This is a genomic window from Desulfonatronum zhilinae (assembly GCF_900182865.1).
GTDB lineage: Bacteria > Desulfobacterota > Desulfovibrionia > Desulfovibrionales > Desulfonatronaceae > Desulfonatronum > Desulfonatronum lacustre.
The window spans coordinates 48,053-62,260 of record NZ_FXUJ01000005.1 but is presented as its reverse complement, the minus strand read 5'-3'; the positions used below and the strand labels follow the sequence as shown (position 1 = coordinate 62,260).

10 protein-coding genes are annotated in these 14,208 nt (G+C 61.2%); 8 read left to right on the top strand and 2 right to left on the bottom strand.

The genetic code is table 11. The annotated features are described in order from the left end of the window. Window positions 1-29: 29 nt before the first annotated feature. The 4 genes from AC559A_RS06105 to AC559A_RS06090 all read left to right on the top strand — a co-directional run bounded on the left by AC559A_RS06105 (window position 30) and on the right by AC559A_RS06090 (window position 5,185). Complete coding sequence (locus tag AC559A_RS06105) at window positions 30-1,232, top strand: FprA family A-type flavoprotein (protein ID WP_028573291.1); 1,203 nt, start codon at window positions 30-32, stop codon at window positions 1,230-1,232. Window positions 1,233-1,852: 620 nt separating this feature from the next. Further along, window positions 1,853-2,812 (top strand): hydrogenase small subunit, encoded by a 960-nt coding sequence (locus AC559A_RS06100; RefSeq protein ID WP_028573290.1) that lies wholly within the window; start codon window positions 1,853-1,855, stop codon window positions 2,810-2,812. 55 nt (window positions 2,813-2,867) lie between these two features. Then, window positions 2,868-4,568 carry a nickel-dependent hydrogenase large subunit gene (locus tag AC559A_RS06095; protein WP_084032138.1) on the top strand — a complete coding sequence of 567 codons (1,701 nt, stop codon included), beginning with the start codon at window positions 2,868-2,870 and terminating at the stop codon, window positions 4,566-4,568. Between the two features lie 116 nt (window positions 4,569-4,684). Further along, entirely contained in the window at window positions 4,685-5,185 is a 501-nt protein-coding gene (locus tag AC559A_RS06090) for a HyaD/HybD family hydrogenase maturation endopeptidase (RefSeq protein WP_498816828.1), read from the top strand. 231 nt (window positions 5,186-5,416) lie between these two features. On the opposite strand, the gene AC559A_RS06085 is transcribed toward AC559A_RS06090, so the two are convergent. Then, window positions 5,417-7,600, bottom strand: coding sequence for a glutamine synthetase III family protein (locus tag AC559A_RS06085; RefSeq protein ID WP_028573288.1), 2,184 nt, complete (start codon window positions 7,598-7,600; stop codon window positions 5,417-5,419). Between the two features lie 395 nt (window positions 7,601-7,995). Between AC559A_RS06085 and ilvN the strand changes: the two genes are divergently transcribed. From ilvN to AC559A_RS06065, 4 genes are read left to right on the top strand one after another with little or no spacing between them, the layout of a single operon-like run. Beyond that, window positions 7,996-8,475: an acetolactate synthase small subunit gene (gene ilvN / locus AC559A_RS06080; RefSeq protein ID WP_028573287.1), complete on the top strand. Its 480-nt coding sequence runs from the start codon at window positions 7,996-7,998 to the stop codon at window positions 8,473-8,475. A gap of 44 nt (window positions 8,476-8,519) precedes the next feature. After that, a complete protein-coding gene (locus AC559A_RS06075) occupies window positions 8,520-9,470 on the top strand; it encodes a phosphate acyltransferase (protein ID WP_498816826.1) in 951 nt (316 codons plus the stop codon). A gap of 14 nt (window positions 9,471-9,484) precedes the next feature. Further along, the gene (buk, locus tag AC559A_RS06070; protein WP_498816824.1) at window positions 9,485-10,591 is read left to right on the top strand and encodes a butyrate kinase; all 1,107 of its coding nucleotides are present in this window, start codon (window positions 9,485-9,487) and stop codon (window positions 10,589-10,591) included. A gap of 36 nt (window positions 10,592-10,627) precedes the next feature. Further along, window positions 10,628-11,650 (top strand): nickel/cobalt transporter, encoded by a 1,023-nt coding sequence (locus tag AC559A_RS06065; protein ID WP_498816822.1) that lies wholly within the window; start codon window positions 10,628-10,630, stop codon window positions 11,648-11,650. A 251-nt stretch (window positions 11,651-11,901) separates the two neighbouring features. Here AC559A_RS06065 and AC559A_RS06060 read toward each other — a convergent pair whose 3' ends face one another. Continuing rightward, window positions 11,902-14,190, bottom strand: coding sequence for a molybdopterin-containing oxidoreductase family protein (locus AC559A_RS06060; protein WP_498816821.1), 2,289 nt, complete (start codon window positions 14,188-14,190; stop codon window positions 11,902-11,904). Between the last annotated feature and the right edge of the window lie 18 nt (window positions 14,191-14,208).

The following is a 14,208-nucleotide window of genomic DNA, read 5'->3' as shown; positions in this document are numbered from 1 at the left end:
GGAGAGGGCTTTTTTATTGGAGAACACGAATGCTGCCAGTCGAAATCAAAAAGGATATTTTCTGGGTCGGTTCCGTGGATTGGAACCTCAGGGATTTTCACGGCTACTCCCTTGCCCCTCGCGGCACCACCTACAACGCCTACCTGGTCAAGGACGAAAAAATCGCCCTGTTCGATTTGGTCCCGGCGAACCATGTGGACGAATTATTACGTTGCCTCAAGGCCACCATTGATCCGGAACAAATCGACTATCTTATCGTCAACCACGTGGAGCCGGACCACTCCGGGGCGTTGCCCAAGATCATGGAGATCGTCAAACCGGAAAAGGTGTTCTGCTCGCCCATCGCCAAGCAGGCTTTGATCAGTCATTATCACCGTGAGGACTGGCCCTACGAGGTCGTCGCCTCCGGCCAGAGCATCAGCCTGGGCAAGCGTACGGTCACCTTTCTGGAAACCAAGATGCTGCACTGGCCGGACAGTATGTTTTCCTTCCTGCCGGAGGACAAGCTGCTCATCTCCAGCGACGCTTTCGGTCAAAACCTGGCTTCCAGCGAACGGTTCGACGACCAGGTTGACAAGAGTCTGCTGTTCGACTTGGCCGCCAGTTACTACGCGAACATCATTCTGCCCTTCTCTCCTCTGGTTCAAAAGCTTTTGGCAAAGGTCGGGGAGGTGGGCTGGGACATCGACATGATCGCACCGGACCACGGGCTGATCTGGCGGACCCATATTCCGGAAATACTGGCCAAATATGGAGAGTGGAGCGCCCAAAAGCCCCAGCGCAAGGCCGTAGTCTTCTACGACACCATGTGGAAAAGCACGGAACGGATGGCCCGGGCCATTGCCGATGGGATGATGGCCGAAGGCGTCAGCGTGCAGATGTTTTCCTTGAAATCGGCCCATCACAGCGACGTGATGCCGTTTATCATGGATGCTCAGGCCATCGTCGCCGGCTCCCCCACCCACAACAACGGCATGCTCCCATTACTCGCGGACATGTTGACTTATATGAAGGGACTCAAGCCACAAGGCAAAATCGGCGCGGCCTTCGGCTCTTACGGTTGGAGCGGCGAGGCGGCCAAACAGATATCCGAGTTCCTGCAATCCGCCAAGGTGGAGATCGTTGCCGAACCGTTGCGCGTTAAAAACGTCCCCACGGACCAGGATCTGGACGCCTGCCAGGAATTCGGCAGCAAGATCGGACGGGAGGTGATCGCTCGCGTTCCAGAGTGATTTTTTCGCGGATCATACACGGTCGCCCCGTTCATTCCGGGCGAAGGCGGATCGAACGAAAGCAAAGGGCGCTCTCAATGAGCGCCCTTTCACATGGTGCGTTCCAAGAGTATGACGGTTGCCTTTTCACGTTGTATCTACTCAGCACATTTTGTGCCCGCTCTTGCTCCGGCAATCGGGGTCGGTATCGGAGTCGGAATCGGAACAGGAAGATTTTAGAACGCTTCCCAGCGTTTTCGATTCCGATCCCGATTCCGACCCCGACCCCGGCAACAGCATTACTCTGTGCTGAGTAGTTACTTCACGTTTATGATCGAGAGATCTCGACTGATCAGTATCATTCCTTGGCAAACCGTTGCTTTTTCGTAAGATGAAACAAAAAAGTGTGCTCTCGTCCCCTTTTGGTTGACATGCTCCTGTCGCGGGGCTAGGTAATTCACCATACTTTGGAAAAGCATTGTGTTGAAATGTTCTTTTTTTCACAGGCCCTGGAGTCGTAAAACGACGATTCCACCCGGCCCTGGGAAACGACAATTTTTCAATGTCTGAAAACCTTTACCTTTAATGCTTTTCACCAAAGGCGATTTCTTCCTGTTTAACCGTTTAAACGGAGGTGGGTTATGAGACTCAGTGTTGGTCTGGCAAAGGAAGGAGCCGAGAAACGGCTCGAATGCCGTGGCGTGAATCGCCGCGACTTCATGAAATTCTGTGCGACGGTCGCCGCGGTCATGGGCATGGAAGCCTCGTTCGCCAAACAGGTGGCGGCTGCGTTGACCGATCCGCGCAGGCCCTCGGTGGTCTACTTTCACTTCGCGGAGTGCACCGGCTGTTCCATGGCCGTGGTCCGTACGGTCAACCCGTACATTGACGAACTGCTTCTGGACACCATTTCCCTGGATTACCACGAAACCCTGATGGCCGCGGCCGGCGACGCCGCCGAGGACGCCCTGGCACAGGCCGTGAACTCGCCTCACGGGTTCATTGCCGTAGTCGAAGGCGCCATTCCCACCAAGGACAACGGCATTTACGGCATGGTCGGCGGACATACCATGCTGGAAATGGCCCAAAAGTATCTGCCCAAAGCCCAGGCCGTGATTTCCATCGGCGCCTGCGCGACCTTCGGCGGCGTCCAATCCGCCGACCCGAACCCAACCGCCGCCATGGGCGTGAACGAGCTGATGGAACACCTCGGCTTGCCGACCCGGGCCATCAACGTCGCCGGCTGCCCGCCGAGCCCGTACAACTTTGTGGGCACAGTGGTCCACCTGCTGACCAAGGGCATGCCCGAGCTGGACCGTTTGAATCGCCCGAAGATGTTCTACGGCGAGTCGGTCCACGAACTGTGCGAGCGCCTGGACCATTTCTTCAATTACGAATTCGCCCCGTCCTTTGACTCCGAAGAAGCCAGAAAGGGCTGGTGTTTGTATGAAGTCGGCTGCAAGGGGCCGGACACCTACAACAATTGTCCCAAGGTCAAGTTCAACGAGACCAACTGGCCCGTGGAAGCCGGCCACCCCTGTATCGGCTGCAGCGAGCCGAAGTTCTGGGATCAGCTGAGCCCGTTCTACAAGCCGGTCTAGGCTGTCTCGATTCGTAAACCGCGATTCCCGAAACCTATCGTAAGGAGGACATACCATGTCAGGCTGTAAGCCCCAAGCCGCACCGGTCATTCCGGTGACGCCCCAAAGCGCCTACTCCGGGCCGATCGTCGTCGATCCGTTGACCCGGATCGAGGGCCATCTGCGTCTGGAAGTGGAAGTGGACAACGGCAAAGTCGTCAACGCCCGTTCCAGCTCCCAGTTGTACCGTGGTCTGGAGACCATTCTGAAGGGTCGCGACCCAAGAGACGCGCAGCACTTCACCGCTCGCGCGTGCGGGGTCTGAAACTACGTACATGCCCTGGCATCCACCCGATGCCTGGACGACGCCGTGGGCGTCGAGATTCCCGATAATGCCCGGATCATCCGCAACCTGGTCATGGCTTCGCAAACCGTCGCCGACCATTTCATCCACTTCTACGTCCTGCACGCCCTTGACTGGGTCGACGTAACCAGCGCCTTGCAGGCCGACCCGATCAAGGCCGCCAAGATCGCCAACAACATCTCCCCGCGTCCGACCAAGGCCGAGGACTTGAAGGCCGTTCAGGAAAAGCTGACCACCTACGTCAACCAGGGCCAGCTCGGTATTTTCACCAACGCCGACTTCCTGGGCGGACACCCGGCCTACTACCTGCCGCCGGAAGTGAACCTGATCGCCACGGCCCACTACCTGGAGGCCCTGCGCCTGCAGATCAAGGCCACCCGGGCCATCGCCATCTTCGGCGGCAAGGTCCCGCACACCCAGTTCACCATCAGCGGCGGGGTGACCTGCTACGAATCCCTGCGACCCGAGCGGCTGGAAGAGTACCGCTCCCTGTTGCGCGAAACACGGGAATTCATTGAACAGCTATACATCCCGGATCTGCTGGCCGTGGCCTCCTACTACAAGGACTGGGCCGGCATCGGCGGATGCACCAACTACCTGGCCTTCGGCGAGTATCCGAAAATCGAGAAAGACCTGAACAGCCGCTGGCTGCCGCCCGGCGTGATCATGAATCGCGACCTGTCCACCGTGCATGACGTTGATCCCAACGCCATTTACGAGCACGTTGCCGCCAGCTGGTACGAAGGTTCCGAAGCCCGGCATCCTTACGAAGGCGTGACCGAGCCCAAGTACACCAAGCTGGGCGATACCGAGCGCTACTCCTGGATGAAGGCCCCGCGGTACAATGACGAGCCCATGGAAGTCGGCCCGCTGGCAGCCGTGCTGGTGGCCTACGGCAAAGGCCAGCCGGAAACCGTCGCCGCCGTGGATCTGGTCCTGAACCACCTCGGCGTGGGCCCCGAAGCCCTGCACTCCACTCTGGGTCGGACTGCCGCCCGCGGTATCCACACCCTGACCATCGCCCAGAAGATGGAAGACTGGCTGGACGAACTGGTGGACAACCTGAAGAGCGGGAACAACAAGATCGCCGAGAACCATGAAATGCCTGACGAGGCCGAGGGTGTCGGATTCGCCGACGTGCCTCGCGGCGCGCTGAGCCACTGGATCAAGATCAAGGACGGCAAGATCGAGAACTTCCAGCTGGTTGTCCCCTCCACCTGGAACCTCGGACCGCGCTGCGACAAGGGCAAGCTGGGACCGGTGGAAGAGGCGCTGATCAACACGCCCATCGCCGATCCGAAGCGTCCCGTGGAACTGTTGCGCACCGTGCACTCCTTCGACCCTTGTATTGCTTGCGGCGTGCACGTCATCGACTCCAAGACCAACCAGGTCCACGAGTTCAAGGTCCTGTAACCACATAACATGAACGTCCGGCGTTGCCTTTCGCGACGCCGGACGATATGCATCAACGGAGAGCGAAGGGACCCCGAGGGTCGGGGAATCTTCGCTCTCCGTATTTGGAAAATCCGATGAACGAACAGAACTCTCCGAAAATTCTGGTTCTTGGCGTGGGCAATATTTTGCTCAAGGACGAAGGCGTCGGCGTCAAGACCGTGGAAAAACTGCGCGCCGAGTACTCCTTTTCAGCCAACGTCGAACTCATGGATGGCGGTACATTGGGCATGGCCTTGATGGAACCGATCATGGAGTTTGACCGGCTGATCGTCGTGGATGCCGTGGTCAACGGCGGCGACCCGGGAACGCTGTACCGTCTGGCCGGCGTGGAGATGGGCAAGAGCGTGGCCTTCAAGAACTCCATGCACCAGACCGACCTTTTGGAAACCCTGGCCACCTGCAAGGTTCTGGGCAACTGCCCGGACGCCGTGGTCATCGGCATGGAGCCCAAGGAGTTCGACCCCTGGGGCACCGAATTGACCCCACCCTGCCAGGCCCGCCTGGAAGATATCTGTCAGGCCGTACTCCAGGAAATCACGGACCAGGGCGGCGAGTATCGCCCGATTTCGCAATAATACTATCGGCGTCGGTATCGGGATCGGGATCGATACTGTTTGTTCGCTAATAATCCTAATTCGACCCCGATGCCGATACCGATACCGCCCCCGAAAGAGAAGCTTTGCATTAGAATGGTATAACGCGCGGTTACTTTCTAAAACGGAACCGCGTCGTTGAATTTGATTTCACCACGAAAAAGGCCGCCCAATGGGCGGCCTTTTTCGTTTCCAGTAGGCGTGGGGTCCCGGCTATTTGATGAACAACATCTCCTGATAGCTGGGCAGGGCCCACAGATCGTCGGCCACCAACGTCTCCAGGCAGTCGGCCCATTCACGAACCGTGTTGATGGCCGGAAGGATCGCCTCGCAGAAATACTTGGCTTCCTTGAGGGTATCTCCATGAGGGACCTTCCCCAGCGCACCCTCCAGATCGCCCACGGCTTTCTGAAGGGAACGCAGCTTGGCGGTCACGTCCTCCAGGGTGATCATCTTCACGTCGTGGCCGATGGCCTTGAGGTTGGCGCAGGTGGCGGCCAACTCTCCCTGGTAGCGCACGGCGGCCGGAAAGATCACGGTCTTGGCCAGGCGGATGGCCAGGTTGGCCTCGGTGTTGATGGTCTTGCTGTACTGCTCCAGATAAATCTCCTGGCGTGAATGCAGTTCCGCCTCGGAGAGCACGCCGTAGGTTTTGAACAGCTCGATCACCGGCTTGCTGGTAATCTCGGGCAGGGCCTCGGGGGTCGTCTTCAGGTTGGGCAGGCCGCGCTTTTCGGCCTCCTTGTGCCATTCCTCGGAATAGCCGTCCCCGTTGAAGATAATGGCCTCGTGTTCAATGATGACTTTTTTGAGCAGGGCCTGGACGGCGTTGTTCAGCTTTCCGGGATCGCCCTTGGTGGCCTTTTCCAGTTCCGTGGCCATGTAGTCCAGGGACTCGGACATCATCGTGTTCAAAGCCACCTGCGGCCCGGCGATGGACTGGGCGGAACCCACGGCGCGGAACTCAAAGCGGTTGCCGGTAAAGGCGAAGGGGCTGGTCCGGTTGCGGTCGCCCGGATCCATGGGCAGCGGCGGCAGGGTGTCCACGCCCACGGTCAGGGCGTCTTTCTTCTTGGATCCTTTTACGGCTCCGGCCTTGATCTGCTCGAACACGTCGGTCAGTTGCGCGCCCAGGTAGACGGACATGATCGCCGGAGGTGCCTCGTTGGCGCCGAGACGATGGTCGTTGGAAGCCGTGGCCACGGTGGCCCGCAACAACGCGCCGAACTTATGCATGGCCCGGATGGCCGCGGCGCAGAAGATCAGGAATTGGGCGTTTTCATGGGGGGTTTCCCCCGGATCGAACAGACTGCCCAGTTCGGCGTTGCCGATGGAGTAGTTCAGGTGTTTTCCGGAGCCGTTGATCCCGGCGAAGGGTTTTTCGTGCAGCAGACATTCCATGCCGTAGCGCTTGGCCACGTTGCGCAACACGGTCATCACCAGTTGATTGTGGTCCGTGGCCAGGTTGCCGGCCTCGAAGATCGGCGCGATTTCATACTGTCCGGGAGCGACTTCGTTGTGTCGGGTCTTCACGGGCACGCCCAGCTTGTACAGCTCCCGCTCCACTTCCATCATGAAGGAGAGGACGCGGCGCGGGATGGCTCCAAAGTACTGATCTTCGAATTCCTGGCCCTTGGCCGGCTTGGCTCCGAACAGGCTGCGACCGGCGATGAGCAGGTCGGGGCGGGTGAAGACGAAGTTGCGGTCGATCAGGAAGTATTCCTGCTCCGGGCCGGCATAGGAGGTCACCGGGAGCTTGGTCTCCACGCCGAACAGGCCGAGCACGCGCTTGGCCTGCTTGTTCAGGGCCTGCAAGGAGCGTAGAAGCGGCGTTTTTTTGTCCAGGGCCTCGCCGGTCCAGGAGACGAAGGCCGTGGGAATGCACAGGAAGGTTCCATTGGGGTTTTCCAGGATGTAGGCCGGGCTGGTCACGTCCCAGGCCGTGTAACCGCGGGCTTCGAAGGTGGTTCGCAACCCCCCGGAGGGAAAGCTGGAGGCGTCCGGCTCGCCCTGGATCAGCAGCTTGCCGCTGAACTGGGCCATTGCCCCGCCGCTGCCGTCCGGGACCAGGAAGGCGTCGTGCTTTTCCGCGGTCAGGCCGGTTAACGGGTAGAATACGTGGGTGAAATGGGTGGCCCCTTTTTCGATGGCCCAATCCTTCATGGCGTTGGCCACGATGTCCGCCAGGGCCGGGTCCAACTTTTCGCCGTACTCAATGGTTTTCTTCAAAGACTTGTAAGCATCCGAAGGCAGTCGTTCCTTCATCACCTTGTCGTTGAAGACGTTGCAGCCGAACAGATCCGTGGGCTTGGTTTCCGCGAAGTTCAGCGGTGCCGCGGAGGGTACGTAGTTGGTGACCGCTGAAATGGCGTTCAGACGTGACTGGATTCCGCTCATGAAAATTCTCCTTTGTAGCTCTTCTCGTGTTGACAAATATCCGGCCTCAAGAAAAAACGTACTTGCAAACCTGACGTCCTGTTCAGAATCGTCCCCGGCAGAAAGCGCGGCGACCAGCGCGGGAGACGAGCACTCTCCATAAAGGCCTCTCCCGTGGCTCGTCCCCTCTGTTTCCTCAGGGCCTGTTCCATTTGCACGCAATTTAGCAAAAGTCGTTCCAAGAAAATATTGCATGATATATTAGGAGATTACAAATCTCTCCGCAAGGCAGGAAACAATTTTATTACATTTTTGTATTCCAATGCTCATTTTTTTATCAGTTTAGCTTCTAATATTACATTTATGTATAAATATTTAAACAGGCAGCATTCCGCCAGAACAAGGAGGTCTCCTTCATGACCCAGACCATATCCGCCTTGACCAAAAACAAACCGGGAGTCCTGGCCGACATGGCCCAGGCCATCCGGAAATACAACGTCAACATCCGCAGTATCTCCGCCGGGGAGACCGAGGACCCGGACATTTCCCGGCTGACCATCGGCCTGGACGGGACCGACGAGGACGTCCAGCGGATCACCGAGGACATGGCCGCGATGGACGTGATTATCGGCATGGACGATCTGCGACGCAAGGAATTCGTGGACCGGGAGCTGATCCTGGTCAAGGTGGCCATGGACCCGGCCACCACCACCCAGATCATGCAGATCTTCGAGGTGTTCCGGGCCAACGTGGTGGGCATGGGCCGACGGACCATCACCGTGGAAATGAGCGGGGACCGGGAACGGGTGGACGGGTTGATCAACATGCTCAAGCCCCACGGCATCAAGAGCCTGTGCCGTTCCGGGATGATCGCCCTCAAGCGCGGGGACGAATGATATCTTCGGCCGTTTCGTTGACACCGATGACACCCATGACTCCCATGACCATCACTTCCCTCGACGATCTGATCCGTTCGGCGGCCACGGCTGACCAAAGCCCAAAGTTGGCCATTGCCCGTTCCGGGGACGCCTTCGTACTGGAGGCCGCGATGCAGGCTTACGCCGCAGGCGTGGTGGAGCCCGTGTTTATCGGCGACATGGACGCCACCCGGCGCATCGCCGAGAATCTGGGCGCGGACATTTCGGACTTGCGCGGCGTCGACCTTCCGGACGACGAGGCCGCGGTGCGGGAGGCCGTCCGGATGTTTCGGGAGGGCGAGGCCGCGCTGATCATGAAGGGAGCCGTCTCCACAAGTACGCTGCTCAAGGCCGTGCTGGACAAGACCGGCGGCGTTCCGCCCCAGGGCATTCTCAGCCATGTCACGGTGTTCGAGAACCCGCATTCCGGCAAGCTGATGCTGCTCAGCGACGCCGCGGTCAACATCCGCCCCAACCTGCAGCGCAAGGTGGAAATCCTGCGCAACGCCCTGACCGTGGCCCGAGCCCTGGGGATTGCGGCTCCAAGGGCGGCGATGCTCGCGGCCACGGAAAAGGTCAACTATCCGGCCATGCCGTCCACCCTGGACGCAGATCTGATCGCGCGCATGGGCCGGGAAGGCGCCCTCGGCGACGCCCATGTGGCCGGTCCCATGGCCCTGGACCTCGCGCTCTCGGCCAAGGCCGCGGCCAGCAAGCGTTTCCAGAACGAAGTCGCCGGTCAGGCCGACATTCTGATCACGCCGGACATCGAAAGCGGCAACGTGCTCTACAAATGCCTGAACACCCTGCTCGGCCTGGACGTGGCCGGAGTCGTGGTGGGCAGCTCCGTGCCCATCGTCGTTCCCTCCCGCGGCGACTCTCCCAGGTCCAAGCTGCTTTCCATGGCCCTGGCGGTCTATCTGGTGCGAGCCGTGAGCCACGATTCGGAACATCATCATCCAGTCGACCTCTGACCCCCCGGACATTCATGAAAAAGACCATCCTGACCATCAACCCCGGCTCCACCTCCACGAAGGTCGTCCTGTTCCAAGACCTGGAGCCGACGTTGTCCCGCGAGGTTCAGCATTCCAAGGCCGAGCTGGCCGGGTTTCCCGACGTCTGGAGCCAGTTCGCGCTGCGCCTGGAACCCATCCTCGCTGTTCTCGACCAGGCGGGTGAAAATCGGCTGGACGCCGTGGTGGGCAGGGGCGGGTTGCTGGCCCCGTTGCCCGGCGGGGTGTATCGGATTGACGCGCAGATGCTTGGGGATTTGCGCTTGCGACGCTTTGGGGAGCATCCTTGCAATCTGGGCGCGCCGTTGGCACTGGAGATTGCGCAGCGCTGCGGAGGCCAGGCGCTGATCGTGGATCCGGTGGTCACGGACGAGCTGTGCCCGGAAGCCAGGCTGACCGGCCTGCCGCGCATCCGCCGCCGGAGTACCTTCCACGCCCTGTCCCAGCGCGGCGCGGCCCGGGAGGCGGCCCGCCGTCTGGGAGTTGATTACGAAAACGGCAAATTCATCGTCGCCCATCTGGGAGGCGGCATAAGTATCGGCGCACATCGCCGCGGGCGGGTGGTGGACGTGACCAATGCCCTGGACGGCGAGGGGCCGATGAGCCCGGAGCGCAGCGGGGCTCTGCCGATCCTGCCTCTGCTCCGGCTTCTGGAGGACGGCGTCATGGATATTCCCGATCTGCGCCGCGCCGTGCTCCGCGAAGGCGGGTTGTTCGCGCACCTGGGGACCAACGATTTCCGGGAAATTGAGGAGATTGTCCGACAAGGGGACGCCGGGGCCAAGTCCGTGGTCGCCGCTTTTATCTACGCAACGGCCAAGCACGTCGCGTCGCTGCTGCCGGTCCTCGTCACCACAAACGATCCGAGCCCGTTGGACGCCATCGTGCTCGCCGGCGGCCTGGCCCACAGCGCGCTGCTGGCGCGTGAGCTGACAGCCCGGCTCGCGCCCTGGGCCCGGATCGAGGTGGTCCTGGGCTTGACCGAGGCGCGGGTTATGGCTGAAAGTGCCCTGGCGGCCCTGGAAGGCAGGGTCGAGGTCCAGGATTACGTCGGCAATGATTTTGAAACCCATCACCTGTAGCCATTCCGCTTCCCGCTCCGGAAGCGCGTCCACGGCATGATCCGCACCACCATAACCGCCCTGATTACGGCCATGCTTGTGTTGCTCTGGATCGGCCAAGCCCTGGCCCAAAATCCGTTTCTCACGCCTCCGTCCCGGGAACGGCCCGCCGCTCCGTCCGTGGAACAGCCCTCCCAGGACCACCATCCGGCCATGGAAGAGCAATTCGGGCAGACCTCCCGCGAACCTCCGGACCGTCCTTTGGCCCGCCCTTCGTCCGCGGGCCCGCGCATCACGCCTCCGTTTTTCGCCGAGATGATCGCCCTGCAACGCGAGCTGCGCCAGCGAATGACCAGCTACGCCCGCCAGATCCAGGAACGGCCTTTTGGCGCGGCCACTTGGCAGCTGATGCTGCTCTCGTTTCTGTACGGGGTGGTGCACGCTCTGGGGCCGGGGCACGGCAAATCCATCGTCTGCTCCTATTTCGTCTCCCGACGGGGAACCTGGCGACAGGCCCTGCTTTTCGGCAATCTGATCACCGCCACCCACATCCTCTCCGCGGTGGTGATCATCGTCGGGCTTTCCTGGGCTCTGGGGCGGGCGAACATCGCCGCGTTCCACTCCGTGGAAGGAAGGCTGGAGTCCATCAGCTACGCGCTGATCGTACTCATCGGCTTCTTCCTCCTGGGCAAGACCTTGCTCGACTGGTGGCGGGCGGCAAAGGGGAAATCCGGTGAAGAGGCCGATGAGTGCCCGCGTTCCAGCCCCAGGGACATCGTCACCCTGTCCCTGGCCACCGGCCTGATGCCCTGCCCCGGCGCGGCCCTGATCCTGCTCTTCACCCTCAGTCTGAACGTCTTCTGGGCCGGTTTGGCGGCCATGATCCCCCTGGCCCTGGGCATGGGCCTGACCGCCTCGGCCTTGGGACTGATCACCGTCGGCTCCACCAACGCCGTGCTGGGCGTCAGCCGTCGCTCTAAACGCCTCTTCGCCATCCTGCACCGCACCCTGGCCTGCCTGGGCGCGGCCTTGATAATCATCCTGGGCGCGAGCCTGCTGCTAAGCGCCGGGTATGTTTGATTGTCGGCCAAAAACGCCTGAACCGCCCGGAACCTATGGTTCCGGGCGGTTCAGGCGTTTAGGCGTTGGGACGGATTGACCCGTTATACCATTTCTCATTCAAAGCTTCTCTTTCGGTATCGGCATCGGGGTCGAATTAGGATTATTGGCGAACAAACAGTATCTATCCCGATACCGATACCGATACCGACGCCGACCCCGATAACTGCATTTTCTCAAGCGAAAAACGCATTGCCGAAGTAGAATTGGTATTACGCGGCCTCAACCCGACACAACAACGCCGAATGCGGCCAGGAGCCGATTTCCGGGCTGCAATGTTCCGGCTCCAGCGGGCAGAGCATGTTGGCGTTGGATTCGTAGACCCCGAAGAGTTCCGGAAGCTCCTGCCTGCGCTCCGGGAACCACCAGCCGTGCTGGGCGTCGGCCATTCGCGGATGAATGCGGGTGGAGGTGCGCAGGCGCATCCGGATTTTGCCCTTGGGCGAGGTCACGAGCACCCACTGATCGTTCTCCAGTCCCAGTTCCCGGGCTGTTTCCGGGTGCAGCAGGACCAGCGGATCCGGATTCACCTTCCGGGCCGACGTGATCTGGCGCTGCTCGGAATGGTACATGGGCATGAACCGGCTGCCGGTGATCAGGATCAGCGGAAACTCCCGGGCCAGATCCGAATTCCCGGCCGGACTCCAGAGGGGCTCCTTGTACGTGGGCAGAGGCTCGCAACCCAACTCCTCGAAGATGCTGGAATACAGCTCCACCTTGCCCGACGGAGTGCCGAAGCCTGAAGTTTCGTAGCGCTTGAATTCGGGCGTGCCGAAAAAACCGTACTGCTCGGTCAGCTCCCGGAAGGTCAGCCCCGTGGGCTCCAGACGAAAGTCGCAGGCCTGCTCCAGGTTCTCCCACGGCCAGTCGTTTTCCTGGCCCAGGCGCAGACCCAGGCCGCGGTAGAACTGATAGGTGTCCCGGCGTTCGTAGAGCGGCTCGATGCCCGGAGGACAGGCCATGCAGAACCCGCCGGTGACCCACAGTTCGGGCTGCTCCACCGTGGTGGCCGAGGGGAAGACATAGTCCGCCAGGGCCGCGGAGGGGGTCATGTAGTATTCCATGACCACGTACAGTTCCAGGGCGGTCAGGGCGTCGAAGACCATTTTGGGGTCCGGGAAGGAGAGCATCGGGTTGCTGGCCACGGAAAGCATGGCCGTGATCGGGTAGGGCTTTTTGGTGATCGCCGCCTGGAACACATCCCGGATGTGGGCCACGCAGGTCCGGTACATGGACGGCGGGTTGACCTGGCCCCGGGGCAGCTTCCGGTTGTTGGCCAGGTTGCGCTCCCAGCCGGGGAAGCCGAAAAAGGGATATGTGTCCGCGCCGAGCTGTTTGGCCCGCTGCTCCGGCCCGATGGCCTCGGCGGCCACCAGGTCGAATTCCCCGCGTACACGGGCCACCTCCGGGGTCTGGCCAAAGGTCTCACCGCCGGGAATCTCCAGGTTGCCGGTGATGGCCCGCAAAATGGCCCGAGCCCGGGCGCACTGGGTGGAATTGATGCCCTGCTTGTCCAGGCCGTAGGCATAGGGCAGCTGGGCCGGCTTGGAGGTGGCGTAGATCCGGGCCGCGGCAGTGATCTGCTCCACGGGCAGCCAGGTGATCCCGCTGACCTTTTCCGGGGTGTACTCCCGCACCGCGTCCCGCAGTTCGTCGAAGCCCACGGTCCACTGGGCCACGAAGTCCGCGTCGTACAGCTCTTCTTCAATGATCAGCCGGATCCAGCCCAGCATCAGGGCCAGGTCCGTGCCCGGCCGGATCTGCAGCCACATGTCCGCCAGGGCCACTTCCTCGATCTCCCGGGGATCCACCACGATGATCGTCGCCCCGTTGCGCCTGGCCTGCTGGGTGGCCGGCCAGGCCTGGATGGGCGAGGAATTGGCCGAGGCCTTGCCCCAGACCACCAGGCACTTGGCCTGCCGGGCATTGCCCCGGGCCATGCCGCCGTAGGTGGCGAACTCCGTGGCGTAGGACGGGCACATGCAGATGTTGTTCGCCCCGCAGACGTTGGGCGAGCCGAACAGGTTGTAGAACCGGCGGCAGTCCCAGTGATGGGTCCGGCTGGTGCCGTGGGTGAAGCCCAGGGTTTCCGGCCCGTGGGCGTCACGCAGCCGACTCAGCCTGGCGGCCACCTCGTCCAGGGCCTGATCCCAGGAAATCCGCTCCCATTTCCCCTCGCCCCGAGCCCCGACCCGCTTCAAGGGATGATTGATCCGGTCCGGGTGATGGATATGCTCCGGCATGAGCAACCCCCGCTCGCAGATCAGGCCACGGGTCACCGGATGGTCCGGGTCACCGCTGACCTCGAAGACCTTGCCGTCCTTCATGTGCAAGAGGGTGCCGCAGCGCGGGTGACACAGGCCGCAATAGCTGCGGCGCACCCCGTCCCGGGGACCGGCCCCGGACTGGGGGTTGTAGGCGTAGAGGGGCAGGCCGCTCAGGGCCAGGGACGAGGCCACCAGGGTCGAGTAGTGCAGAAATTTCCGTCGGTTGATGCGCATGGCTCCTCCCGTGCGTTG